This window comes from Enemella evansiae (assembly GCF_002250705.1).
In the GTDB taxonomy this organism is placed as follows: domain Bacteria; phylum Actinomycetota; class Actinomycetes; order Propionibacteriales; family Propionibacteriaceae; genus Enemella; species Enemella evansiae.
Window position 1 is genome coordinate 261,711 of record NZ_NMVP01000023.1, and the last position, 24,544, is coordinate 286,254.

The window sequence follows — 24,544 nt, forward strand, 5'->3', positions numbered from 1 at the left end:
CGCGGATGGAGTGGGTGCGGCAGCTGCCCCTGGCCCAGGGGCTGGCGGTCATGTTCGTCATCGCCCTGCTCCGCGGCAACGCCACCTACTGGGTCGGTCGCGGCGCCGCCGCCGGGGTGATCCGGCTGGGCCGCAACCGGCCACCCTCCGAGCGACGGCAGCGGGGCCGGGCGCGCGCCGAGGCGCTGATCGCCCGCTGGGGCGTACTCGCCGTCCCGCTGTCCTTCCTCACCGTCGGCCTGCAGACCGCCGTCAACGCCACCGCCGGTGCGCTGCGGATGCCGCTGCGGCGCTATCTGCCGGCCGTCGCCGTCGGCGCCGTGCTCTGGGCGATCCTCTGGTTCACCGCCGGCCTCGCCGTGATCGGCGCCGCGATCGAACTGGCCCTCGGCTCACCCTGGCTGCTCGGCGCGGTGCTGCTGACCGCGCTCGGTATCGGCGGCTGGCTGCTGCTGCGCCGAGCCCGCCGCTCCCGCGAGCGGGTTGGCCAGTGAACCGACCAGCTGCAACGCACTGGCCGGATCGGCCAGATCGACCATCTGCTGACTGTTCCGCAGCTGCAACCGGTTCAGACAGGACAGCGCGAACTCCTCGGTGAACAGATCGAACCGGGCGAACCGCTCGGCCAGCTCCGGTGTCGAGCGCTGGTAGTCACCGGCCACCGCGGCCACCACCGCCCAGAACTCCGCCGGCTCCAGCAGCCGCTGGTCGGCCAGGATCGCGCTCAGCGGCCGCAGGAAGCAGTCGAACACATCGGTGAAGATCGACAGCAGCTGCAGCTCCTCGGGGACCTCGACCCGGACCCGTTCGATCTCGCTCGGCAATGGGGTGTCGGCCGACATCACCGCGATCTCCTCGGCCAGGTCCTTGAGGATCACCCGCTCCACCACCCCGTTGTCGAGCTCCAGGATGATGTTCTCCCCGTGCGGCATGAACACCAGACCGTAGCGATAGAAGCAGTGCAGCAGCGGCACCAGATAGGCCTCCAGATAGCGCCGCAGCCACTGCGTCGGCGCCCACCCGGACTGCTCGATCAGGGCCGCGCAGAACGAGCCACCGTCGCGATCGAGATGCAGCAGCGCCGCCATCGTGGCGAGCCGGCGCCCCGGTGCCAACCCCGGCACCGGGCTCTCCCGCCACAACGCCGCCAGCATCTTGCGGTAGGGCGAATGCTTGTCGCTGGCCTCGGCATACTGCCGGGCGTGGTAGCCGATCGCCGCCCGCTCCCGGATCACCCGGACCCCGGTCCCGCGCAGCGTCTCATCACCGGCGACCAGGTCGGCGAGCCAGTCGTTGATCGCCGGGGTGGCCTCCATGTACGCCGCCGAGAGACCGCGCATGAAACCCATGTTGATCACCGAGAGCGCGGTCTTCACATAGTGCTTGCCCGGATCGCTGCGATTGAAGAAGGTCCGCACCGACTGCTGGGCCTGGTAGTCGTCACCACCCTCGCCGAGCACCACCAGCCGTCGGTTGGCGACGTCGGCGGCGAAGGTCACCGCCAGCTTGTTCCACCACTGCCAGGGGTGCACAGGCAGCAGCAGATAGTCCTGCGGATCCAGCCCCAGCTCACGCAACCGGGCCGCGAATCGGGCCCGTTCCTCGGCGCCGAGTTCGGCCTCCAGCAGCTCGTCATAGTCCAGATCGCGGCAGGAGCTGAAGGTGGTCACCTCCCGCCGCGCCGCCAGCCAGAGCAGGCGTACGCCGCGGGCCGCCTCGGGTGCGAAGGCCCGGTATTCGTGCACACCCCAGCCGATCCGGCCGCTGTTGGCGATGAAGCACGGGTGGCCGGCGAGCATGGCGGCCTCGATCTGCTGGAAGTCGGCGTGGATCAGCTCGCGGCTGTTCGGTGCCGGTTCGCTGAGCTTGTACGCCAGGGCCGACAGGGTGGCGCTGAGTTCCTCCAGATAGACCGGCAGCAGTTGGTCGTCGAGTCCCAGCCGGGAACCGAAGTCCAGCACGAACCGCAGCAGATCGAGCGGCTGGTCGACGCCGTCGCGTTGGTGGCTGATCGACCCGGGGTCGACCTGCCAGTGCCGCAGCGGCAGCCGGCGGGCGGTGAACCGCCAGCACCCGGACCCGTCGGGGGTCGGCAGCTGGTAGCGATCGGCGCCGATCGGTTCGGGCTCCAGCAGCCGTTCGTGGCTGTATTCGCCCAGCGCCTTGGCGAGCAGTATCCGGTTCGCCTCGGCCCAGGTGGCCGGGTCGAGGTGCGCGACGGCCGCTGCGGGATCGGTGGGATAGACAGATTTTCCTTGCTGCATCGAGAGATCCTTGATCGTGGGTGGTGGGCCGGCGGGGCGGAAGGCCGCCCGCGGGCACTCGCTGAGCAGTGCGGTCTTCTCCGGCAGCCGGAGTTCGCGGATCGGGGTGAAGCCGACCGCGGCGTTGAGCTGCTGGACCGCGGTGTTGTGGATGTCGGGTTCGACCAGCACTCGTCGGGTGGCCGGGTCGGTGAACAGGTCGGTGAGGACCGCGGTGATCACCGAGCGGGTGAACCCGGGCCGCGGCTGGGTGGTCGGGGCGGTGAGGAAGTGCATGCCGACATCACCGGCGCGGATCTCGGGTACACCGGCCAGTTCGACCCGGCTGGGGTCGTAGCGTTCCATCAGGAAACTCGGTTCGCCGTCGGTGAAGCCCAGGTAGGCATGGTGATCCGGGTGCGCGGCGATCCGGCGGTATTCGGTGATCACATCGGCCAGGGTCGCCTCACCCATCAGCCAGAAGCGGGCCTTGGGATGGGTGAACCAGGTGTGCAGCAGTGCCGCGTCACCCTCCGGGTCGACCGGACGAACGCCGAAGGTGCCGTTGCCGTCGCGGTGGATGGTGCGCAGATCGGTCATCGCGCCAGCTCCCTCGGTACGCCGAACTGCTGGTGGGCGATGGATTCCTCCACCCGGTAGGGCTCGCGCCCGGTCAGTTCCCGGATGATCACCGAGTTGCGGTACGCCCCCATCCCGAGATCGGGTGAGGTGACGCTGTGCAGGTGCTCCCCGGCGCTCTGCACGAAGACCCGGCGGCCGCTGTCATCGATCGAATAGTTGCGGGCTATCGCGTACCGGCCGTGGTCGTCGAAGCGCAACCGGTCGCCGAGCGGTGCCAGGAACTCCGGCAGCCGATGCCGGTACCCGGTGGCGAAGACCAGGCCCTCGGTGGCCAGGCAGAACCGGCGGTCCTGTTCCTGCTGGTGCAGCCCGAGCTGGTGCACACCGGTGCCGGGGTCGTAGCCGACCTCGGTGAGCGCGGTGCTGGTGAGCAGCAGCGGCGCCGGGCCGGCCGGTGGGCCCAGCCGTTGGGCGTAGAGCTCGTCGAAGATGTCGTTGATCAACTCGGCGTTGATGCCCTTGGACAGGCAGTGCTGCTCGGCCATCAACCGGTAGCGCTGGTCCTCGGTGAGGTCGCTGAAGTAGTCGATGTAGTCGGGGGAGGTCATCTCCAGGGTCAGCTTGGTGTATTCGAGTGGGAAGAACCGCGGCGAGCGGGTCACCCAGTTCAGCTGGTAGCGGTGGTTCTCCTTCTCCGCCAGCAGATCCGCGAAGATCTCCGCCGCGCTCTGTCCGCTGCCGACGATCGTGATGCTGCGCTTCTCCAGCAGGGATTCACGATGCTGCAGGTAGGCCGAGTTGTGCACCGCAGGGCTGTCCAGCCCACGCGCGGCATCCGGCAGGTGGGGTTGGCTGCCGGTGCCGAGCACCAGGTGCCGGGCGTGGTGTTCCACCAGCTCACCGGTATCGGTCCGCCGGGATTCGACCCGATAGGCCTGCTCGGCCTCCTCCCAGCTGGTGCGCAGCACCTCGTGGCCGAAGCGGATCGAGGCCAGCTGATCGGCGGCCCAACGGCAGTACTCGTTGTATTCGCGGCGCAGCGGGAAGAAGGATTCCCTGATGTAGAAGGGATAGAGACGGTCCCGCTGTTTCAGGAAGTTCAGGAAGCTGAAGCGCGAGGTCGGGTCGGCGAGGGTGACCAGGTCGGCCAGGAACGGGGTCTGCAGGGTCGTCCCGGGCAGCATCATCCCCGGGTGCCAGTCGAAACCGGGGCTGCGTTCCAGGAAGACACCGCTCAGGTCCTCGAGTGGTTCGGTGAGACAGGCCAGGCCCAGGTTGAACGGTCCCAGGCCGATCCCGATGAAGTCGTGAATCATGGAGTTCTGCTTCCGGGTCAGGACGCCAACGAGGGACGCGCGGCGGAGTGGACGGTAGCGGCGTGGTCGGCGATCAACTCGAGCACCGCGGCGATGTCGGCGGCCGAGGTACGCGGGTTGAGCAGGGTGAACTTCAAGAACGTGTGTCCGTCGACGGTGGTGCTCGCGATCATCGCCTCGCCGTTGCGGGCCAGTTCCCGGCGGGCGGCGAGATTCGCGGCGGCCACCAGCTCGGGATCGGGTTCGGCGCCGGTTCCGGGCACCCAGCGGAAGACCACCGTGCTCAGGTCGGAGGGTGCGACGACCTCGAACCGGTCATCGGCCGCGATCCGGGCGTACGCCTCGGTGGCCAGGTCGATCACCCGGTCGAACAGGGCACCGACCCCATCGGCGCCGAGCACCCGCAGCGTCACCCACAGTTTCAGCGCATCGAAGCGACGGGTGGTCTGCAGGCTCTTGTCGACCTGGTTGGGAATGCCGGCCCGGGTCATGGCGATCGGATTGAGATAGTCAGCGTGGTGCCGGCCCGGATCCATCCAGTGCCGCCGGCGGACCAGCACCACGCTCGCACAGACCGGCTGGAAGAACGACTTGTGGAAGTCCACGGTCACCGAGTGCGCCCGCTCCAGCCCGTCGAGCAGTCCGCGACGGGTCGGTGAGACCAGCAGCCCGCCGCCGTAGGCCGCGTCCACATGCAGCCAGAGCGGATCGGGCTGCGCCTCGACGACCTGGGCCACCGCGGGGAGCGGGTCGATCACCCCGAAGTCGGTGGTACCGGCCGTGGCGACGACGGCCATCGGCACCAACCCCTGTTCGCCGAGCTGGCCGAGCGCCTGCCGCAGCGCGGCCGGATCCATCCGCCGCCGCTCATCGGTCCGCACGGGGAGCACCGCATCGGGATGCAGGCCGAGCAACCGGGCGGCGGTGGTGACGCTGAAGTGGCTGTCGGTGGAGGTGAGGATGCGCAGCAGCGGCAGGGTCTCGGTCCGCGGGCGGTCGCTGGCGGTGAGCGCCTGCTCGCGGGCCAGGTACAGCGCGTGCAGGTTCGACTTGGTACCGCCGCTGGTGAAGATGCCGTCGGCCGAACCGGAGTCGAAACCGACCCGGTCACAGCTCCAGGCGATCAACCGCTGTTCGATCAGGGTGCCGCCGACGCTCTGGTCCCAGGTGTCCAGGGAGGAGTTGACCGCACTGGCGATGGCGTCGGCGGCGACCGCCGGGACCAGCACCGGGCAGTTGAGGTGCGCCAGATAGCGCGGGTGGTGGAAATAGACGGCGTCGCGGAGATAGAGCGTCTCCAGTTCCCGGACCGCGCTGGCGGTGTCACCGAGCGGGCGATCCAGATCGACGGCGGCGAGCTGCGCGCCGAGCTCGGTGTGGGTGATCCCGGAGCAGGGGCCGTTGCAGTGCGCGAATCGATCCGCCACGGTCGCGACCACGCCGCACATCGCGCGCTCGTAGCCGACCGAACCGGGTCCATCGAGCAACTGGTCGAGCGGGAGGGTGTTGGGCTGGGGGCGGTCCGGTGCTGGAATGAGCATCCTGTCCTCTCAGATATTCCCCGGATGGCGATAAGGCGAGGCTAACCTAACAAAAGTGCCCGGGCGTACCAGCGGTTGGGTCGGCACGGGACAATGACGTATGGCCGTTTCCCCCACGCATCTGATCGCCGGTACCGCCGCCGCGCTGCTGTTGGCCGGGTGCAGCGCGCCCTCACCGGGGACGGCGCCGAGTCCGGCACCGCCGGCCAGCACCACCGGGCCCGCAGGTCCCACCGAGAGCCCCTCGCCGACACCGAGCCCCGCTCCGACGACCAGCACCGCAGCACCCTCGCCGACCCCGACCCCGACCGCGCCGCCGCTGCCGGTCGGGGACTTCGAGACCGATCTCGACGTGCCCTGGGGACTGGCCCGGCTGCCCGACGGATCGGTGCTGGTGACCCTGCGCGACCAGGCCCGGATCTCCCGGGTCTCGCTCGGCGAGAGCTCCTCGCTCGGCCAGGTGCCCGGGGTGCAGCCGAGTGGCGAGGGTGGTCTGCACGGGATCGCGGTGGACCCGCAGGATCCGCAGGTGGTCTTCGTGCACTATCGCGCCGCCAACGACAACCGGGTGGCCCGGCTGCGGCTGACCGGCAACCGGTTCACCGTGGAGCGGGTGATCGTCGACGGGATGCCGGCGGCCTCGATCCACAACGGCGGCCGGCTCGCCTTCGGCCCCGACGGGTATCTCTACATCGCCACCGGTGACGGCAACCGCACCGCCAACTCCCAGAACCCGGACTCGCTCGGCGGCAAGATCCTGCGCGTCGACCGGGACGGCAACCCCGCTCCCGGCAACCCCTTCGGCACCCGGGTCTGGACGCTCGGACACCGCAACGTGCAGGGCATGGCCTGGGACGAGCAGGGCACCATGTACGCCTCGGAGTTCGGCCAGAACACCTGGGACGAGCTGAACAAGATCGAACCCGGCAAGAACTACGGCTGGCCGCGGGTCGAGGGGATGGGCAACGACCCGGCGTACACCAATCCGTTGCGGGTGTGGAGCACCGACGAGGCCTCCCCCTCGGGGCTGGCCTATCTGAACGGCTCGCTCTACATGGCCGCGCTGCGCGGCCAGGGCGTCTGGCGGATCCCGCTCGCCGGCGGTGAACCCGAGAAGCTGCTGACCAACCTGGGCCGGATCCGCACCGTCGAACCGACCGGTGACGGCGGTCTGTTCGTGGTCACCTCGAACACCTTCCGCGGCAGCCCGCGCTCCGGCGACGACCGGATCATCGTCTGGCGCCCCTGAGGCGTACCCGCACACGCTGGCTGAGCGAGCGAGGAACGAGCGAGACGAAGCCACCCCCAATCCAGCTCCGGTCGGGCTCGTGGACCGTCTCCGGCCGGCTCGATATGATCAACACCCCGCGTGCCGGATTGACACGCGGGAAGCACCCCTGCGAGGAGCGATAGTGAAGATCCGCCTGGAGCGCGACGTACTGGCCGAAGCCGTGGCATGGGCTGCCCGCAGCCTGCCGACCCGCCCCAGTGTGCCGATCCTGGCCGGGCTGCTGGTCCGCGCCAGCGATGACCAGGTGGTGCTGTCCAGCTTCGACTACGAGACCTCCGCGCAGATCAACGTGAAGGCCCAGGTCGCCGACGACGGCGAGGCACTGGTCTCCGGCCGGTTGCTCGCCGACATCTGCCGCTCGCTGCCGAACAAGCCGGTCGACATCACCGCCGACGAGTCCAGGATGGAACTGGTCTGCGGATCCGCCCGGTTCACCCTGCAGACCCTGCCGGTCGCCGAATACCCGGCACTGCCGACGATGCCGGAATCGGCCGGCACCGTGCCCTCGGGCGATTTCGCCGAAGCGGTCTCCCAGGTCGTGGTGGCCGCCGGTCGCGACGAGTTGCTGCCGGTGTTCACCGGTGTCCGCGTCGAGATCGACGGCGACACGATGAGCCTGCTGGCCACCGACCGGTATCGGATGGCGCTCAAGGAGCTGACCTGGAACCCGGCCTCCCCGCAGGCCAACGGCAACGCCTTGGTGCCGGCGAAGGTGCTCTCGGAGACCGCCAAGTCGATGACCGCCGGCGAGTCGGTGACGATGTCGCTGGCCGCCAGCAGCGCCGGCGACGGGCTGATCGGTTTCGAGGGCACCGGCCCGGGCGGGGTACGCGAGACCACCACCCGGCTGCTGGACGGCGAGTTCCCGAAGGTACGCCACCTGATGAACATCCAGCCCGCGCTGTCGGTCCGCGCCGAGACCGCCGAGCTGATCGCCGCGGCCAAGCGCGTCGCGCTGGTCGCGGAGCGGAACACCTCGCTGCGGATGATGATCGACTCCGACTCGGTGGTGCTGGAGGCCGCGACCGGCGACCAGGCGCAGGCCTCCGAGGCGATCACCGCCACCGTGACCAATCACAGCGGCGGCGAGCAGCCGATCTCGGCGGCCGGCTTCAACCCGGCGTACCTGCTCGACGCCCTCGGCGCGCTCGACGCCCCCTATGCCCACTTCTCCTTCACCGCGCCGGGCAAGCCCTGTCTGATCACCGGTCTGCCGGAGCTCGACGGTGAGCCGATCACCGACTACCGGCATGTGATCATGCTGATGCGCCTGCCCAGCTGAGCATTCCCGCGCTCCCCGGTGGTACGCCGGTTGAGCGAGCGCCAGCGAGTCGAAGCCAAGTACTCAGCCACGTGGCTTCGACTCGGTCGTACCTCCCTCGCTCAGCCGACGTGAGGATTGCGCAGGTCGACCTTGCGTCCCTCGCGGGCGATCAGCACCGCGACCGCGGTGATCGCGAAGGCCGCCAGGTAGGCGAGCTGGATCGGCAGCATCGCGTCGTAACGACGCATCAACTCGGCCGCGATCAGCGGGGTGAAGCCGGCGCCGAGGGTTGAGGCGGTCTGGTAGGCCAGCGAGGTGCCGGTGTAGCGGACCTCGGTCGGGAACAGCTCGGACAAGAAGGCGGTGTAGGGGCCGAAGAGGGCACCCTGCATGATCGCCTGGCCGGCGATGATCGCCAGCGCGGTCCCCCAGATGGTTCCGGTGTCCAAGGCGTTCAGCAACGGGAAGCAGAGCACCGCGCCGATCACGCAGGTGGTCAGCATCACCGCCCGACGCCCCACATGGTCGGAGAGCCAGGCGGTGAATGCCATCACCACGAACATGCCCAGCGGCGCCCAGGCCTTGATGTCCAGGATCGCGGCCTGCGGCACCTTCAGCGTGGTGGCGCGCTGCACCGCCCAGACCGACATGAAGCCCTGGGTGGCGAAGCCCGCGATTCCTGCCAGCACACCGATCACCAGCGCCTTCCAGTGCTTGGTGAAGACATCCGCGGCGGGGGTACGCCGGGCCTCGGTGCGTTGCTGCAGCTCGGTGAACAGCGGGGTTTCGGCGACCTGCAGGCGAATCATCATGCCGATCGCGAGCAGCACCACCGAGAACAGGAACGGGATCCGCCAGCCCCAGGCCAGGAAATCCTGTGGGGACAGGATTTTGCTGAACAACCCGAGCACGAAGGCGGCGAGGAAGGAACCGGCCGGGCCACCCAGGTTCGCGAAGGAGGCGGCGAAACCGCGGCGGTGTCCGGGGGCGTGTTCGACCGCGACCAGCACCGCCCCGCCGATCTCACCACCGAGGCCGATGCCCTGGATCACCCGCAGCAGCAGCAGAAGCAGCGGGGCCGCGACACCGATGGTGCGCTGGTCCGGCAGCAGACCGATGGCCATCGATGCGAGTCCCATCATCAGCATGGTGATCACCAGCATCTTCTTGCGGCCCAGGGTGTCGCCGAACTGCCCGAACAGCCAGCCACCGATCGGGCGGGCCAGATAACCGACCGCGAAGGTGGCGAATCCGGCCACCGCCGCGAGCCCGTCGCTCATGTTGGCGAAGAAGACCTTGTTGAAGACCAGGCTGGTCGCCAGCGCGTACAACAAGAAGTCGTACATCTCGATGGTCGAACCCATGAAGCTGGAGAACAGGATCCGCCGCATCTGCGGGGTGTTCATTCCGGGCGCCGTCGTGCTGCCGGCGTTCGTCGTCGAATCGGTGGCCATTGCCGCACGCTAACCCACCGATGAGGGCGCTTGGACGCGGAGTGCAGCGACGAGACGGCTCCAACGCCGCAGCGTCAGCGCACCGAGACCGTGTAGGGCGGCGTACCGGGGGCGCGGTCGAGCTGACTGTTCACCACATAGAACCGGCCGCGGTGCAGCGCCAGCGTCGTCGGGCTGTCGAAACCGGTGGTGTCCACCGGGGTGACCGTCATCGTGGTCCAGTCAGCGGACAGTACGCCGCGATAGACACCCTGCTTGCCCTCGGGCGCCTCGTAGTTCAGCACGCCGTAGACGGTGTCACCCTGCAGCACCATGCCGTCGGCGCCGAAGGACGAGTCACCGCTGTCCACGATCGTGGCCCCCCGGGTGGCGACGTCGATCCGGAACAGCACCCCGAGGCCCTGGCTGGCGACCAGCAGGCGCTGCCCGTCGGGGGAGGCGACGATCCCGTTCAGATAGAAGTAGTAGACCGGGTAGGGGAAGACCGTGGTCAGATCGAGCCACCGCTCCATCGTCCCGATCTCGTTACCGGTAAGGGGAATCCGCCAGACGACCGCGGTGTTCGAGTCGGTCACATAGACCGCGTCCCGGGTCACGGTGAGGTCGTTGAGATAACTGTCGGCGCCGCCATCGGGCAGGTCGATCCGTTGCAGCAGCCGACCTGATCGATCCAACAGATCGACGTGGTCGACGGCGGCCACCCAGAGCCGCCCCCGCTGATCGCGCTCGATGCCGAGCGCGGCGGTGCGGCCCTGGGTGGCTCCATCGGCGAGCAAGACGAGCTGCCCCGGGCGGCTCGGATCGCTCACATATACGTCCCCGTCCCCCGAGCCGGTGACGTAGACCCGGCCGTTCGGAGCCACCTCGATGCCCTCGGGGAGGGTGCCGGGCTGGCTGCTGACGACCAATTCGGTGCCCGCCGGCGGCAATGGATCGGCGTACGCCGGTACCGCGGCGGTGGCCAGCAGCAACGACAGCGCCCCGATCGGCAGCAGTCTCCTGGTGCGCTTCATCATCACTGGCCCCCCGAGATGGTTCGATCTCGTACCAGTCACAGTGAACTGGACTCCCAGGGGTTTGTAAAGAGATTCATCGGTACGCCCTGCCCGGTCGGTTGGTCAGTCCGTCAGTCGGTCGGTCAGTCGGTCGGGGGTTCGGCCTCGAGCTCCCGATCGACCTCGGTGACGAATCGGCGTACCAGCCGGCGGGTCTCGGCGAGATCCAGCCGATCCCGTACCGGCCACCAGCGTGCGATCACCGCGGCCACCGCCTGGTCGTGCACGACGCGGCCGGCGGGGGTCAGCCAGAGATGGGCCGAGCGGCGATCGGCGGCGCTGCTGCGGGCGAGCAGCCCGCGGCGTTCCAGGCCGGCGATCAGGGTGGTCATGGTGGAGCGTGGCAGCCCGATCCGGGCGGCGACCGTGCTCGGGGTGAGCCCGTCGGAGTCGGCCAGCACGCTGGTCACCGCATATTCGCTCGCGGTCAGGTCGACCCCGCGCAGGGCGCTGCGGATCAGCGCCCCGGAGCGTGCGTCGGCCATCGCCAGGTCGAACAGCAGACCGAGATCCGGCAGGTCAGCGGGCACCGCGCCACCGTACGCCATCGACCGACGGGGGCTGCGTCGGCGAGTTCGTCGGGGCTGGTGTCGCGGACTAGGCTTGGAGTCGTGGCGGGCATCTGGCGGGAACTTGATCGAACACCGGTGACAGCGGGGGAGGCCACCCGGGAATGGGCGCTGAACGCGCACGACATCCTGGAGGAGATCGCCCCGCGCTACGGCCGCTCGATCGCCTTCACCGATGTGGCCCATGAGGTGCAGCGGCGCAGTGGCATCCGCACCGACCTGCCGCCCGCGAGCTGGCTGCCCGATGTGCTGTCGGAGGTCGCCACCCGCTGCCAGGAATCCGGGGAACCGCGGCTCACCGAGTTCGTCGACCCGCCCGGCCAGGCGCCCTCATCGGTCGTCTCGGCCGCCCGGCTGGAGGCGCACAAGGCCTACGGGGCGAAGCTCCCGAACCCCGACGCGCCCGCCCGCCGGCGGACCACCCGGGCGAAGGCAACCACCGGTACCCGCGCCTCCTCCGGGACGCCGCGACCCGCGAAGGCCGCCCGCCCCACGCCGATCGAGGAGCGTCGCCGCCCGGTCTGCCCGACCTGCTTCGTCGAACTCCCGGCCACCGGCATCTGCGACGACTGCTCCTGAGCGTGCACTGGGACATGCAGTAGTCCCAAACTTCCATGATCAAACCCAGTGGGACTGGGATTACCGTGCGGTCGAATCCAACTACTGCATGTCCCAGCGTCTGATCCCCACCGGGGCGTCGCCCTGCCGAGGTTCACCGCGCCGCAGAAGGAGCGTCCGGTCGCCACGGATCGACCGGTACCGCGCGAGCGCCCCGGCCCTGCTCGTCGAGGATTCGACCGTAGACCTTCATCATCCGCGTGATCAGTCGGCGATCCACCACCTCGACCTGCGGATGATCCTGGGCGATCCGGATCAACCGTTGTTCGGCATCGGCCAGGTCATGCAGCCCGACGATCAGCACGATGTTGCTGGAACCGATGGTGACCGCGCACAACCGGGTCTCGGTCCAGGCGCCGAGGGCTGCGGCGATCTCGCTGGCCAACCGGTCGGGCGCCCGTAACCACAGCAGCATGCCCAACGGCAGATCGAAAAGCGGCCGGGCGACGTCGCAGCGGAACAACAACTGCCTGGACCCCTCCAGCTGGGTCAACCTGCGGGTGATCGCCGGTCGGCTTGAGCCGATCCGTTCGGCGACCTCGGCGGCGGTGAGCCGGCCATCGGTGTTCAGTGTGCGGAACAGTGCCCGGTCCTCCGCCGAGATCGGCGGCGGGCTGCTCACCAGCTCCGGCAACCGGGGGGTGAGCTGTTCGGCGGCTGCTGCGGGAATGATGCCTTGTCGCCAGTGCACCCCTCCGTGCAGTCGGCGGAACAGGCTCTGCCGGACCCGCACCGCCTCACCCAGCTCGGGCAGACCGGTCCCGATCCGCTGCAACAGCGAAGCCAGGTCGCCGGCGAGCAGGATCGCGAAGATCTGGAAGTCCCCGGTGGTACGCCCCACAGTGATCATGTCCGGATGTTCGGCGAGCGCCGCGGCGATCCGTTCCACCGCTCGCGGTTCGCAACTCACCTCGAGGAAGGCCCCCAGGGAGACCTCCGGATGCAGTGCGGCGCTGACCCAGACCAGGCGTTGCTGCTCGAGCAGGCGCCAGCGCCGTGCCACGGTCACCTCGGCCAGTCCGAGTGCCCGGGCGACGGCGGCCCAGCTGGCGCGCGGATTGTGCTGCAGGGCGTCGACGATCTCCAGATCCGTGGCATCCACCTGGTTGCCGCGCATCCGTCACTGACCTCCGAAACCACTGGCGCTTCCGTCATGCAACCCCGATTTGGGACGCTCCTCCATCCTATGGCGCCATCGCGTGCACCGCCTTCTAGGTTCGACGGAACTCATCGACCAGGGGGCCGGAATGAGCACCAGCGATACGACCGGAGACCGCAGCGAGGAGCGGGCCGTACTGCGGCGCATCGACGCGCGGCTGCTGCCGTTTCTGCTGCTCTGCTACACCTTTGCCTACCTGGATCGGGTGAACATCGGTTTCGCCAAATTGCACATGCAGGCGGACATTCCGGCGATCACCGAGGCGGCCTTCGGGCTGGGGGCGGGGTTGTTCTTCATCGCGTACGCCTGTTTCGAGATCCCCAGCAATCTGCTGATGCACCGGATCGGAGCGCGGCGCACGATCACCCGGATCATGGTGCTGTGGGGTCTGACCTCGGCGGCGATGATGTTCGTGAACAACCTCACCACCTTCTATGTGTTGCGGATCCTCCTCGGCATCTTCGAGGCCGGTTTCGCACCGGGCATCATTCTTTACCTCACCTACTGGTACCCGGTCCGGCGGATGGCCCGGGCGATGGGTATCTACATGCTGGCCGGGCCCATCGGGTCGATCATCGGCTCCAGCGGGTCCGCGCTGATCATCCGCACCTTCGATGGCGTCTGGGGCCTGGCCGGCTGGCAGTGGATGTTCCTCATCGAGGGCCTGCCCTGCGTGGTGATGGGCATCATCTTCTGGAAGGTGATGTCAGATCGTCCCGAGCAGGCCGACTGGTTGTCCGATCGGGAGAAGCAGGTGGTGCGCCGTGCGGTCGGTGAGGGCAAGGACGAGGCGACGCACAGTTTCGCTACCGCGCTGAAGCAACCGCAGGTGCACATCATGGCGGCGGCGTACTTCGGGATCATGTGCGGGATCTATGCCGCCACCTTCTGGCTGCCGACGATTCTCAAGGAGAACGGGGTTTCCGACAATTTCACCGTCGGGTTGCTCAGTGCGGTGCCCTACGTGTTCACGATCGTGGTGATGATCTGGTTGTCGCGGCGCTCCGATGCCCACGCGGAGCGGCGTTGGCACGCGATCGTACCGACCGTGGTCGCGGCCGTTGCCCTGCTGGTGGCCGCCTTCTCCGCGAAGAACTTCGCCGTCTCGTTCCCGGCGCTGTGCGTGGCGATCTGTGCGGTCTGGGGTGCCTACACGGTGTTCTGGGCGATGCCCGGTGAACACTTCGGTGGCACGGCGGCCGCCGGTGGGATCGCCTTCATCAACACCATCGGCATCCTCGGCGGTTTCGTCGCGCCCTATCTGATCGGGTTGGTGAAGCAGGCGACCGGCAGCACCCAGGGTGGTCTGATCGCGATGGTCGTGCTGCTGGTCGTTTCCATCATTGCCCTGCTGTTGATCAGACCCTCGACGGTGTTGCAGCGGGAGCGGGTCAGCACATGACGCGCGTCCTGGTGGCTGGCTTCCTGCACGAGACCAACACCTTCGCCAGAACGCCGGCCGGTTGGGAGAATTTCGTCAACGGGGAAGGGTTTCCGCGGATGCACCGCGGCGTGGAGATCGTCGAACTGGCCGAGGTGAACATCCCGATGGGTGGTTTCCTCACCTCGGCTGACCCGGAGTGGGAGCTGGTTCCGGTGATCTGGTGCGCCGCCTCACCTTCGGCTCCGGTCACCCGCGATGCCTTCGAACGGGTGTCCGAGTTGATCGTGGAAGCCTGTCGGACCGAACAGCCGGATGCGGTCTATCTGGATCTGCACGGCGCGATGGTCACCGAGGACTTCGACGATGGTGACGGTGAACTGTTGCGCCGGGTCCGCGACGTCGTCGGTCCGGATGTGCCGATCGCGGTCAGCCTCGACCTGCACGCCAACGTGACCGAGCTGATGCTGACCTCCGCCGATGCGATGGTCGCCTATCGCACCTATCCCCATGTGGACATGGCCGAGACCGGGGTGCGCAGCACCGCACAACTGCGGGTACTGCTCGGTGGCGGGCGATTGCACGCCGCGGCGGAGCAGCTGGACTTCCTCATTCCGATCAACTCGGGCAGCACCCTGCTGGAACCGGCTCGCGGGTTGTACGCCGAGCTCGAGGAGTTGGAATCGGAGGGGGTGGTGCTCACCTTCGCCGCCGGGTTCCCCGCCGCCGACTTTCCAGACTGCCGGCCGTGCGTCTTCGGTTATGGACCGGACGAAGAAGCGGTACGCCGGGTGGTGGCGGAGTTGGCCGGCCGGGTCGCTGCCGCCGAGGCGGAATTCGTGCTGCAGGCGCTGCCCGCCGACCGGGCCGTGGCCCGCGCCGGTGAACTGGTGGCGGAGGGCAGCCGTCCGGTGGTGATCGCCGACACCCAGGACAACCCGGGCGCCGGCGGTGATGCGACCAGTCTCGGGTTGCTCCGGGAACTGCTGGCCGCCGATGTCGAGGGAACCGTGCTGGCCGCGCTCTGGTACCCGGAGGTGGCTCGCGCCGCGACCGAAGCCGGTGTCGGTGCGACCGTCACCGCGCGGTTCGCCGGCTCCGGCGTACCGGGGGACGAGCCGATGGAAACCGAGTTCGAGGTGGAGGCGCTCAACTCCGGAGAACTGGTCTTCGACGGGCCGATGATGCACGGCAACCGGTTGTCCGTCGGTCCGAGTTGCCTGCTTCGCCATGGCAACGTCCGGGTCGTGGTGAACGCGCACAAGGCGCAGATCATGGATCGCAACCAGATCCGTGCGGCCGGCCTCGACCCCGAGGATCAGGCGATCGTGGCGGTGAAGAGCTCGGTGCACTTCCGCGGCGACTACCAGCCGATGGCCGCTGAGGTTCTCGTCGCGCTCGCTCCTGGCCCGATGCAGGCCGACCCGGCTGGTTTCACCTGGCAGCGGCTCACCGCCGGCGTCCGCCTCGGTCCGCTGGGGACACCGTTCGCGGCGGCGATGGTCAACCCTCATTGAACCCGGTGCGGGCGGTCCGGGTCTGCCTACGGGGTGTATGCAGAAACGCATCGTTTCGGAGGGACCCCAGGGACCGGAGATCCGGAGCAAACTACACGCTTGTAGCTTTCCCCAGGCTGTGGATAACTCTGGGGAGAAGTCTTTGACCAAGAGTCAGGTGTGACGGGGGAGTTCCCAGTTGTCGATCAGGCGAACCTGGCCGACGCGGGCGGCCACGATCGCCAGGGCGTTCCGGTCACCGACGTCATCCAGCTCGGCGAAGGTCCCCGGATCGACGATCGCGAAGTACTCGACCTCGGCGCCGGCCTGCTCGACCACCGCGCGCCCGGCCCGTGCCAGCGCCGGCGCATCGGTGTCCCCGGCGGCCGCCCGATCGGCGACCAGCCGCAGCCCCCGGGACAGGGAGAGTGCGGCCTCGCGGTCGGCGGCATCGAGCCGGACATTGCGACTCGACATCGCCAAACCGTCCGCTTCCCGGACCGTCGGCGCGACCCGGATCGCGGTCGGGATGTTCAGGTCCGCCACCAGGCGGCGGACCACCGCGACCTGCTGTGCGTCCTTCTGGCCGAACCAGGCCAGATCCGGGGTGACCATCCCGAACAGCTTCGCCACCACCAGTGCCACACCGTCGAAATGACTGGCCCCGCGGGCCGCGCCCTCCCACGGTTCGCTGACCCCGCCGACCCGGACCGCGGTGACGAACCCCGGGGGATAGACCTCCTCCGGTCCCGGCGCGAAGATGACCGTCGCCCCGGCCTCGGTCGCCAGCCGGACGTCCTCGTCCTCGGTCCGCGGATAGGCGTCCAGGTCACCGGGGTCGTTGAACTGCGCCGGATTCACGAAGATCGTCACGACCACCTGCTCGCACTCGGCCGCGGCCGCCCGGATCAGGCTCAGATGGCCCTCGTGCAGCGCGCCCATCGTCGCGACCAGGCCGATCCGGCCGGCGGACCGGCGTACCGGCTCGGTCCGCTCACGCAATTCGGCGAGGGTGCGGATGACAGGAATCTCAGTCACGTCGCACACGCTAGCCAAGCCGCCGAGCGCGCTCCCAAAAAACATCGATGTAACTTTCCCCAGCCTGTGGACAACTCTGGGGAGAACCTTCGCTCAGGTCCTCTCGACACGGTCGCTGCGCGATCTACTCGAGGACCGGTGCTGGTCAGCCGAGCCGGTCGGCGGTACGCAGATACTCCCGGGCGGCATCGCTCAACCGCCGCGGCAGACCCCAGTGCTCGAGCACGGCGGTGAACCGCTCGTCCTCGGCCGCCGCCGGCCGCCGGGCGGTCACCAGATCGAGCAGCAGCGCCGCCTCCGACAACGGGATCAGCGCCAACCGGCGCGGGCCGAGCCGTCGGGCCCTGGCCTCCGGCTGGCTGGGCAACCGGTACACCCGCTCCCGCCAGTCGTCGCTGCCGAGCGGATCGTCGACCACCAGCACCTCGGCGGCCACTAGCGCGGCCAACCCTTCACCCAGCCGGCGTACCAGCCCCGCATCGATGCGACGCAACCCCGCCGCCCCGGCGTACGCCTCCGCCAGCCGCTGCCCGACGACCGGTCCTTCGACCGCCACCAGTTCGGGCAGCAGGCTCGACAGGTCGGCATCGGCGGCGATCGGGCCGGCGAACACCCGGTACTCCTCCAACCCGGCGGCCCGGGACGCCGCCGGCGCCGGTTGGGTGACCGGCTCGATCCCGGCGATCCCGAGGGTCTCCCACAACGGCCGCAGCGCCGCCGCCGGATCGGCCGCCCATGCCGAATCCGTGATCCGCACGAACCGCCAGCCACCGCGCTCCAGATCGCGACGGCCGGTCAGCTCCGAGCGGTACGCCGCAGCGCCCGCCCACTGCGCCGACTCGCACTCCACCGCCACCCGGCCACGGCTCCCGTGCACGACCAGATCGAGCTGCTGGCCCTGCACCACCTCACCCGCGCTCACCCGGAAACCCTGCTCCAGCACCGCATCGGCGATCCGCTGCTGCAGCAACGAGGTGAACGGCGGTACCAACACCGCATCGCCCACCGCATCGCTCAACTCACCGGGCACCGGCACCCCGGATCCACCACCGGCCCGGGCCTCCACCTCGAGCGCATGCTCCAGCAACTGCCGCCGCAGATCCTCGGGATTCGGCAGGTCCGCCAACCCCACCGAATGCACCAGGATCACCTGGTCGCGGGCCCGTGAGATCGCCACGTTGTAGCGCTGCACCGCGACCTCCCGGGTCTGGGCGACCAGCCGGGCGGCGGGCGCCGCCACCATCGAAACCACCATCACGTCGCGTTCGCTGCCCTGGAAGGCCGGCGGCTCGCCGACCTGCAACCGCCGTTCGCTCCACACCTCGGTGGGCAGCTCGTGCTGCAACCGGGTCGCGATGGCGCGGGACTGCTCCTGGCCGAGCAGGCTGACCACCCCGATGCTCATCCCCGCGTATCCCGGGTCGGCGACCAACCGGGTGACCTCGGCGACGACCGCGTCCACCTCGGCGGCGTTCACATTGCCGCGGCCCAGTTCGGCACCGGTGACCGCGATCGTCCGGAACGGTGGCAGCGGCCCGAACTGGCGGACCGGCTGCAACCGGATGCCCTCGGCGGCGTACGCGATCCGGTTGGAGAAGTCGATGATCTCCGGCACGCTGCGGCGATGCTCGGTGAGCACCTGCCGGCTGCCGAAGCGCAGCGTCGCCTCGTCGAACAGTGAGCGCATCGGGTTGGTCCACAGTCGCGCCAGCGGGTCGTCGCCGAGATGTTCGGCGGCGAGCGCACGCAGCTGGTCCCGGTCCTGGCCGACGCCGGCGGGCGAGACCTGCTTGTCATCGCCGACGACCACGATCCGCGGCGCCAGGTATTGCAGGAAGACCGCGTCCAGGCCCGCCTGGGAGGCCTCGTCGACGATCACCACATCGAAGGCCTGCTCGCTCACCTCGACCTGTTCGGCGACCCGATAGAGAGGCATGATCCAGGCCGGCACCGCGCCCCGGGCGGTGGCCAGCAGCTCCCGGATCTCGCGCCGGGTCCGGGCCGCGTGCCGACCGGTCCCGCGACCCAGCAACCGCACCTGCTGGGCGTACGCCGTCAGCGCCGCCCGCGCCGCCGGGGTGAGCCGCTCGATCGCGTGCTGCCAGGCCTGTTCGGCCGCGAGCTCGGCGACCACGGCCACGATCGCGGCGTCGAGGGCGTCCAACCGTTCCCGGACATCCTGGCTGTCGGCGGCGGCCCGGGTGCTCAGCCAGTGATCGGTACGCCCCCACGCCCAGGCCGCGTCGAAGTCCCGCAATCGCTGCTGCCACAGCGAATCCTGCGACTCGTCGGAGTCGGTGAGCGCCGCCGCCAACCGCGGATTCCAGTCCAGGATCTCCCCGGCCAGCCGATCCCGGCCGCGGTCGGACTCCTGCCGCGAGCGGGCCAGATCGCGGGCGATCGCCTGCTCGTGATCCAGGTCGGGGATCGCCGCGACCGCGTCGAGCAGCTCCTGGCCGCTGCGGAACTCGGCCCAGTCCGGCTTGGGCCAGCCGCGGGAGGCGGCGAAGTCGTCGATCCCGCCGAGCTCCTCGGCGATCCGGACCAGCTCGACCAGCCGATCGCGTTCGGTGCGATGCGCGTCCAACCGGGTCCGCAGGTCCGCGCCGGGCGCGGGCGGGTTCTCCCACTGGTCATCGGCCAGCGTCAGCAGCCGTTCGAGTTCCAGGTGGGCGATCACCTGGTCGAGTTGGTCCGGGGTGGTCGGGATCCGGCCGTCCACCCGGATCCGCTCCAGGTCCGGGGCGACCGCCCGCAAGGTGCGCCCGGTCAGCAGCCGGGTCCGGATGTGACCGTCGGCGCCGAGCCGGATCCGGTGGTCGCCGGCATAGTCACGTGCCCCGGTGACGAGTTCGAGCAGGCCGTCGGTGGGTCCGTCGATGACGACCTGGCTGGTACGCCCCAGCGCCTCCGCCTGGCGTTCGGCAGCGCCGACCACCTCCCGAACGGTCGCGGCCCGGGCCCGCCAGGAGGTCGCACCCTCGAGCACCGCCGTGATCGCGGACTCGGTCCACGACGAGCGTGCCTGCCGCAGTCGGGTGATCCGGCCGCGCAGATCGGTGAGGGTGGCCGCGAAGTCTCGGCGCTGCACCGGGGCCATCGCGCGCAACCCGGGGAGCCAGCGCTGCAGGCCCGGGTTCTGATGGCGTTCGGCCCGGCGGCGGGCCGCCTGGTGCCGACGCTGCAGTTCCCCGTCGGCCTGTTCGGCCTGCGCGGCGGCCCCCCGCGCGGCGCGCCGATGACCGAGCAGGTCCGCACCGCCGACCGGGGACCAGGAGCGCTGCGGGTCGAAGAACTCGCGCACCCAGCCGTACCGGTCCAGGTGCTCGCGGTGCCAGCCGACCACCTCGGCCAGGGTGCCAGGGCGACCCGATTCGGGGACCTCGACGGTCTCGGCGGCGCGGGCGGCGACCAGGGCATCGAGACAGGTCGCGCGCTCGGCACCGAGCCGGTCCAGGTCGCCGTGCAGCTGCCGGATCCGGGCCGTCCGGGCGTCCGGATCGTCGTGGGCGGCCTCGTCGGCGAGCCGCCGGACCGCCTCGGTGAGTTCGTCGAGTTCGGCCTCGGCGGTGCCCAGCACGCTCACCGCCAGCGCCCGCAGCGGTGCCGGCAACTGGGCCCGGAGCTGGGTCAGGGCCCGGTCGGTGGGCGCGGTGACCAGCACCCGCTGACCCTGGGCGAGCAGGTGACTGACCAGGGCGCCGATGGTGTGCGTCTTGCCGGTACCGGGCGGTCCCTGGACCACCACCTGGGCCTGGTTGTCGACCCGTTGCAGCACCCGGCGCTGGGCCGCGTTCAGCGGCAGCGGCCCGAACGGATCCCCGGCCACCTCGACGAACGCGCCCTCACCCGGGGATCGTTGCCGGGTCCCGACCGGCGGCGGCACCCGATCCGGGTCGAGCAGCGGCCCCAGCCCGTCGGGTACCCGGTCGTCGCGGACGATCCGCTCGGCGATCTGCTCCAGCACGGTGGCGATCCCCTGCTGGCCACGGCGGCGCAGCACCAGCGTGGGTTCCGGCTCGGCGTCGAGGTCGGCGAGCAGCGGAACCAGCTGGGCCCAGCCACCGCGGCTCGTCCGCACCCGCTGTTCCCAGTCGGTGCCCGCATCGGGCCAGTCCCGCGGATCGAGGAAGCTGCGCAGTTCGGGCACCGGGTCACCGTCGGTGAACAGCGACACCCGCCCGCTGTCGGCATCGGTCACCAGCCGGGCGGGAATCGTCACGGCATGCCGCGCGACCGCGGGCGGGCCGCTGCGGCGTACCAGCCCGAGCGCCAGCACCAGCTCGAGCTCCTCGGGCCGGGCGGCGTGCTCCAGCGCGCTCGCGAAGAGGGTCTCGTGCGCGGCATCGCCACGGCCGGCGACCAGCAGCGGGGTGGTGGGATCGTCGGTGTCCCGCAGTCCGGGCAGCGCCACGACCCGGCCGTCCGCGGTGTCGGCGTATGCCCGGGTGGTGCGCACCGGGGTCAGCCGGAGGCGTTCCAGGGCCGCGAGGTAGCGGAACATCCCCGCCACCCGGTCAACATCAGAACTCCGAAACACTGCCAGCAACTTCCCTCACACGCCTTCGACTCCGACCACCATCGGGCTCTGGCGCAGGCTAGGCGGTCGAGGTGACGAACGCGCGTCAACGAGGTGTCGCCTTGGCCGCCCGGGTCTCGGCCGGTGGGGGTCGGTGTCCACCCATTCTCACCCGCCACCGGCGTCCACCGAAATCGGCGCCTCGCTAGGGTGGACCCGGCGTACACACCTAAGGAGCTTCAGCATGCAGATGGGACTCATCGGACTCGGCAAGATGGGCGGCAACATGCGCGACCGCCTGCGCCAGGCCGGGCACACGATCGTCGGTTACGACACCAACCCCGAGCTCTCCGATGTCAAGGATCTGGCGGAGCTGGCCAGCAAGCTCGACGATCAGCCCAAGGTCGTCTGGGTGATGGTGCCCGACAAGGTCGTCGATCAGGTCATCGATGAGTTGGCCGGGGTGCTCGGTGACGGCGATGTGATCATCGACGGCGGCAACTCCAAGTGGACCCACGACGGCCCGCGGGCCGAGAAGCTCGCCAAGCAGGGCATCGACTACCTCGACTGCGGTGTCTCCGGCGGCGTCTGGGGCATCAAGAACGGCTATGCGCTGATGGTCGGCGGCAAGGACGAGGTGGTCGCCAAGGTCCAGCCGATCTTCGATTCCCTCAAGCCGGCCGGCGATTACGGCTTCGTGCACGCCGGGGATCATGGCGCCGGGCACTTCGCCAAGATGGTGCACAACGGCATCGAGTACGCGATCATGCAGGCGTACGCCGAGGGCTGGGAGCTGCTCGAGGCGGCCGGTCACGTCACCTCGGTGCGGGAGACCTTCAACTCCTGGCGCGAGGGTTCGGTGATCAAGTCCTGGCTGCTGGATCTCGCGGTCGCGGCACTGGATTCCGACGAGCACCTGGACAAGATCCGCGGGTACGCCGCGGACTCCGGTGAGGGTCGTTGGACCGTCGAGGCCGGGATCGAACTCGGCGTACCGCTGCCGACCATCACCGACGCCCTCTATGCGCGTTTCGTGTCCCAGCAGGAGGATTCGCCGGCGATGAAGATGGTCGCCGCGATGCGCAACCAGTTCGGCGGGCACGCCGTGCAGGAGGTCGCCGCACCCGGTCAGCCGCCGCAGCCGCCGGTCGCGGGCGGCACCGCCTGACCGGTCCGATCTGAACTCTGTCCACGCCCGTCAACATCGCCTGTCGACATCAGCCGGCCGCGGGCTCGACGTACCCGAGCAGCCGCGACAGTGACTCCGCACCGCGGCGTACCACCCCATCCCAGTGATCCGTTGGCCGCTGCTCCCAGCGCGAGTCGGGGACCGCGACGCTGATCGCCGCGACCACCCGGCCCGAATCGTCGCGGACCGGGGCGGCGGCGCAGCTCACCTCGGGGGTGGACTCCCCGGACTCGTGGGCGATCCCGTCCCGGCGGGCCGCGGTGAGCTGGGCCCGCAGCAGCTGCGGATCGGTGATGGTGCGTTCGGTGAGCGCGGGCCAGCCGGCGGCCAGCAGGACGTCGAGCTCGGCGGGTTCCACCGAGGCCAGCAGCATCTTGCCCACGCTGGTACCGGCCGCCGCCACCCGTCCGCCCGGGCTGGAGACCATGCGCACCGGGTGCGGTGAATCGACCTTCACCAGATAGACCACGTCGCGGCCGCTGAGCACGCCGACGTTGATCGTCTCACCGCACTCGGCGACGAGTTCGGTGGCCACCCGGCGGGCCAGTTCGGGCAGCCGGATCGATTCCCGATAGGCGTTGCCGAGCTGCAGGGTGCACACGCCGAGCCGATAGGTCTGCCCGGCCCGGCTCAGATAGCCCCGGGCCACCAGGGTCGCCAACAACTCGTGCACCGACGCCCGCGGATGCCCGGTGAGCCGGGCCACCTCGGCCCCGGTCAGCCCGTCGTGGTGATCGAGGAAGAGCTCGAGGATGTCCAGGCTGCGCAACACCGCCGGCGTGAGCCGGGTCCTTGACACTGGTTCGACCACCGGGCGATCCTTTCATTCGATATCCCAAACGTAGTTCGAAATTTCGAATCAGGCTACTGTCCGTGCCGCGCAGATCCGAGCCGAGGAGCCCGCCCGATGACCGTTCCCGCCGCCGGGGTGATCCCGGTCGTACCGACCATCTTCGACGCCGACGAGGCGCTCGACCTGCCCGGGCTGCGCCGGGTGCTCGACTATCTGGTGGACGCCGACTCCGACATGGTCTGCCTGCTCGCGAACTATTCCGAGCAGTACGCCCTCTCCGACGCCGAGCGCGACCAGGTGCTCGAGACCGCGATGACGCACCTCGACGGCCGGGTACCGGCCTGTGTCACCACCAGCCACTTCAGCAGCCGGATCGCCGCCGAACGCTCCCGCCGCGCCCAGGACCTGGGCGCCGACATGGTGATGCTGATGCCGCCGTTCGTGGGTGCCAGCATGCGGGTCGGTGCCGATGACGTGGTCGACTGGTTCGCCCGGGTCGCAGCGGCCATCGACGTCCCGATCATGGTCCAGGACGCGCCGATGAGCCCGACCCTGCTGGCACCGGAACTGCTCGCCCGGATCGCCCGCGAGGTACCCGGTGTGCAGGCGGTGAAGGTGGAGACCGCCCGCGCCGCCGCCACCCTGCGCACGCTCGGCGAGCTGGCGCCCGACCTGCCCGGTCTGTTCGACGGGGAGGAGGCGATCACCCTGATCCCCGACCTGGAGGCCGGAGCGGTGGGCTGCATGTCCTCGGCCACCCTGCCGCACGAGCTGCACGGCCTGATCGCCGATTTCCATGCGGGGGAACGGGATCTGGCCGAACACACCTGGGAGCGACTGCTGCCGCTGATCCACTACGAGAACCGCCAGGTCGCCCAGGCCGCGGTCAAGGTGCTGCTCGTCGAGGCCGGCGTGATCGCCCACGACACGATGCGCCACCCCGGCGGCACCGTGCACCCCGACACCAGGCGCAAATTGGTGGAGTTGGCACAGCGGCGCGACATCTTCCTGTTGCGCTGGGGCAAGGAGAACTGAG

Annotated in this window: 18 protein-coding genes; 8 read left to right on the plus strand and 10 right to left on the minus strand. The window is 69.6% G+C overall.

What is annotated here, in order from left to right:
* The first annotated feature begins 5 nt into the window (after positions 1-5).
* The gene (locus BI335_RS13330) at positions 6-494 is read left to right on the plus strand and encodes a DedA family protein (RefSeq protein ID WP_094404262.1); all 489 of its coding nucleotides are present in this window, start codon (positions 6-8) and stop codon (positions 492-494) included.
* Here BI335_RS13330 and BI335_RS13335 read toward each other — a convergent pair.
* The 3 genes from BI335_RS13335 to BI335_RS13345 are packed head-to-tail and all read right to left on the minus strand — an operon-like array spanning position 393 to position 5,682.
* Positions 393-2,843 (minus strand): GNAT family N-acetyltransferase, encoded by a 2,451-nt coding sequence (locus BI335_RS13335; protein ID WP_094404261.1) that lies wholly within the window; start codon positions 2,841-2,843, stop codon positions 393-395. The genes BI335_RS13330 and BI335_RS13335 overlap by 102 nt on opposite strands.
* Positions 2,840-4,141 (minus strand): lysine N(6)-hydroxylase/L-ornithine N(5)-oxygenase family protein, encoded by a 1,302-nt coding sequence (locus tag BI335_RS13340; RefSeq protein WP_094404260.1) that lies wholly within the window; start codon positions 4,139-4,141, stop codon positions 2,840-2,842. Before BI335_RS13340 ends, BI335_RS13335 begins: the two co-directional genes overlap by 4 nt.
* A gap of 17 nt (positions 4,142-4,158) precedes the next feature.
* A complete protein-coding gene (locus tag BI335_RS13345; RefSeq protein ID WP_172421898.1) occupies positions 4,159-5,682 on the minus strand; it encodes a pyridoxal phosphate-dependent decarboxylase family protein in 1,524 nt (507 codons plus the stop codon).
* Between the two features lie 100 nt (positions 5,683-5,782).
* On the opposite strand from BI335_RS13345, the gene BI335_RS13350 reads away from it, so the two are divergent.
* Positions 5,783-6,931 (plus strand): PQQ-dependent sugar dehydrogenase, encoded by a 1,149-nt coding sequence (locus tag BI335_RS13350; protein ID WP_094404259.1) that lies wholly within the window; start codon positions 5,783-5,785, stop codon positions 6,929-6,931.
* Positions 6,932-7,094: 163 nt separating this feature from the next.
* Positions 7,095-8,255: a DNA polymerase III subunit beta gene (gene dnaN, locus BI335_RS13355; RefSeq protein ID WP_094356946.1), complete on the plus strand. Its 1,161-nt coding sequence runs from the start codon at positions 7,095-7,097 to the stop codon at positions 8,253-8,255.
* A 101-nt stretch (positions 8,256-8,356) separates the two neighbouring features.
* Here dnaN and BI335_RS13360 read toward each other — a convergent pair whose 3' ends face one another.
* From BI335_RS13360 to BI335_RS13370, 3 genes are all read right to left on the minus strand, one after another.
* Entirely contained in the window at positions 8,357-9,691 is a 1,335-nt protein-coding gene (locus tag BI335_RS13360) for an MFS transporter (protein WP_094431456.1), read from the minus strand.
* A gap of 74 nt (positions 9,692-9,765) precedes the next feature.
* The gene (locus tag BI335_RS13365) at positions 9,766-10,707 is read right to left on the minus strand and encodes an SMP-30/gluconolactonase/LRE family protein (RefSeq protein ID WP_094356948.1); all 942 of its coding nucleotides are present in this window, start codon (positions 10,705-10,707) and stop codon (positions 9,766-9,768) included.
* A gap of 122 nt (positions 10,708-10,829) precedes the next feature.
* Positions 10,830-11,276 carry a MarR family winged helix-turn-helix transcriptional regulator gene (locus tag BI335_RS13370; protein ID WP_166646770.1) on the minus strand — a complete coding sequence of 149 codons (447 nt, stop codon included), beginning with the start codon at positions 11,274-11,276 and terminating at the stop codon, positions 10,830-10,832.
* Between the two features lie 81 nt (positions 11,277-11,357).
* On the opposite strand from BI335_RS13370, the gene BI335_RS13375 reads away from it, so the two are divergent.
* Complete coding sequence (locus tag BI335_RS13375; protein WP_133626077.1) at positions 11,358-11,894, plus strand: hypothetical protein; 537 nt, start codon at positions 11,358-11,360, stop codon at positions 11,892-11,894.
* 133 nt (positions 11,895-12,027) lie between these two features.
* Here the strand turns inward: BI335_RS13375 and BI335_RS13380 are convergent, their stop codons facing one another.
* Positions 12,028-13,050 (minus strand): Lrp/AsnC family transcriptional regulator, encoded by a 1,023-nt coding sequence (locus BI335_RS13380; RefSeq protein WP_094431460.1) that lies wholly within the window; start codon positions 13,048-13,050, stop codon positions 12,028-12,030.
* Positions 13,051-13,180: 130 nt separating this feature from the next.
* Between BI335_RS13380 and BI335_RS13385 the strand changes: the two genes are divergently transcribed.
* The gene (locus BI335_RS13385; RefSeq protein WP_094399692.1) at positions 13,181-14,494 is read left to right on the plus strand and encodes an MFS transporter; all 1,314 of its coding nucleotides are present in this window, start codon (positions 13,181-13,183) and stop codon (positions 14,492-14,494) included.
* Complete coding sequence (locus tag BI335_RS13390) at positions 14,491-15,990, plus strand: M81 family metallopeptidase (protein WP_094431462.1); 1,500 nt, start codon at positions 14,491-14,493, stop codon at positions 15,988-15,990. Before BI335_RS13385 ends, BI335_RS13390 begins: the two co-directional genes overlap by 4 nt.
* 153 nt (positions 15,991-16,143) lie before the next feature.
* Here the strand turns inward: BI335_RS13390 and panC are convergent, their stop codons facing one another.
* Together panC and BI335_RS13400 are read right to left on the minus strand one after the other, a co-directional pair.
* A complete protein-coding gene (panC, locus tag BI335_RS13395; RefSeq protein ID WP_229119581.1) occupies positions 16,144-17,007 on the minus strand; it encodes a pantoate--beta-alanine ligase in 864 nt (287 codons plus the stop codon).
* A 145-nt stretch (positions 17,008-17,152) separates the two neighbouring features.
* Positions 17,153-21,511 (minus strand): AAA domain-containing protein, encoded by a 4,359-nt coding sequence (locus BI335_RS13400; RefSeq protein ID WP_094431465.1) that lies wholly within the window; start codon positions 21,509-21,511, stop codon positions 17,153-17,155.
* A 259-nt stretch (positions 21,512-21,770) separates the two neighbouring features.
* Between BI335_RS13400 and gnd the strand changes: the two genes are divergently transcribed.
* Entirely contained in the window at positions 21,771-22,694 is a 924-nt protein-coding gene (gnd, locus tag BI335_RS13405; RefSeq protein ID WP_094399686.1) for a phosphogluconate dehydrogenase (NAD(+)-dependent, decarboxylating), read from the plus strand.
* 49 nt (positions 22,695-22,743) lie between these two features.
* Here gnd and BI335_RS13410 read toward each other — a convergent pair whose 3' ends face one another.
* The gene (locus BI335_RS13410) at positions 22,744-23,526 is read right to left on the minus strand and encodes an IclR family transcriptional regulator (protein ID WP_208109220.1); all 783 of its coding nucleotides are present in this window, start codon (positions 23,524-23,526) and stop codon (positions 22,744-22,746) included.
* A 96-nt stretch (positions 23,527-23,622) separates the two neighbouring features.
* On the opposite strand from BI335_RS13410, the gene BI335_RS13415 reads away from it, so the two are divergent.
* Positions 23,623-24,543, plus strand: a complete 921-nt coding sequence (locus tag BI335_RS13415; protein ID WP_094399684.1) for a dihydrodipicolinate synthase family protein — start codon at positions 23,623-23,625, stop codon at positions 24,541-24,543.
* The last annotated feature ends 1 nt before the right edge of the window (position 24,544 follow it).

Excerpts from the sequence above, each read along its gene's own strand:
- BI335_RS13330 (WP_094404262.1), top strand. The coding sequence starts at position 6 with ATGGAGTGGGTGCGGCAGCTGCCCCTGGCCCAGGGGCTGGCGGTCATG.
- BI335_RS13380 (WP_094431460.1), bottom strand. The coding sequence starts at position 13,050 with ATGCGCGGCAACCAGGTGGATGCCACGGATCTGGAGATCGTCGACGCC.
- BI335_RS13390 (WP_094431462.1), top strand. The coding sequence starts at position 14,491 with ATGACGCGCGTCCTGGTGGCTGGCTTCCTGCACGAGACCAACACCTTC.
- BI335_RS13345 (WP_172421898.1), bottom strand. The coding sequence starts at position 5,682 with ATGCTCATTCCAGCACCGGACCGCCCCCAGCCCAACACCCTCCCGCTC.
- gnd (WP_094399686.1), top strand. The coding sequence starts at position 21,771 with ATGCAGATGGGACTCATCGGACTCGGCAAGATGGGCGGCAACATGCGC.
- BI335_RS13335 (WP_094404261.1), bottom strand. The coding sequence starts at position 2,843 with ATGACCGATCTGCGCACCATCCACCGCGACGGCAACGGCACCTTCGGC.
- BI335_RS13340 (WP_094404260.1), bottom strand. The coding sequence starts at position 4,141 with ATGATTCACGACTTCATCGGGATCGGCCTGGGACCGTTCAACCTGGGC.
- BI335_RS13385 (WP_094399692.1), top strand. The coding sequence starts at position 13,181 with ATGAGCACCAGCGATACGACCGGAGACCGCAGCGAGGAGCGGGCCGTA.
- BI335_RS13365 (WP_094356948.1), bottom strand. The coding sequence starts at position 10,707 with ATGATGAAGCGCACCAGGAGACTGCTGCCGATCGGGGCGCTGTCGTTG.
- BI335_RS13350 (WP_094404259.1), top strand. The coding sequence starts at position 5,783 with ATGGCCGTTTCCCCCACGCATCTGATCGCCGGTACCGCCGCCGCGCTG.
- BI335_RS13360 (WP_094431456.1), bottom strand. The coding sequence starts at position 9,691 with ATGGCCACCGATTCGACGACGAACGCCGGCAGCACGACGGCGCCCGGA.
- BI335_RS13400 (WP_094431465.1), bottom strand. The coding sequence starts at position 21,511 with ATGTTCCGCTACCTCGCGGCCCTGGAACGCCTCCGGCTGACCCCGGTG.
- BI335_RS13415 (WP_094399684.1), top strand. The coding sequence starts at position 23,623 with ATGACCGTTCCCGCCGCCGGGGTGATCCCGGTCGTACCGACCATCTTC.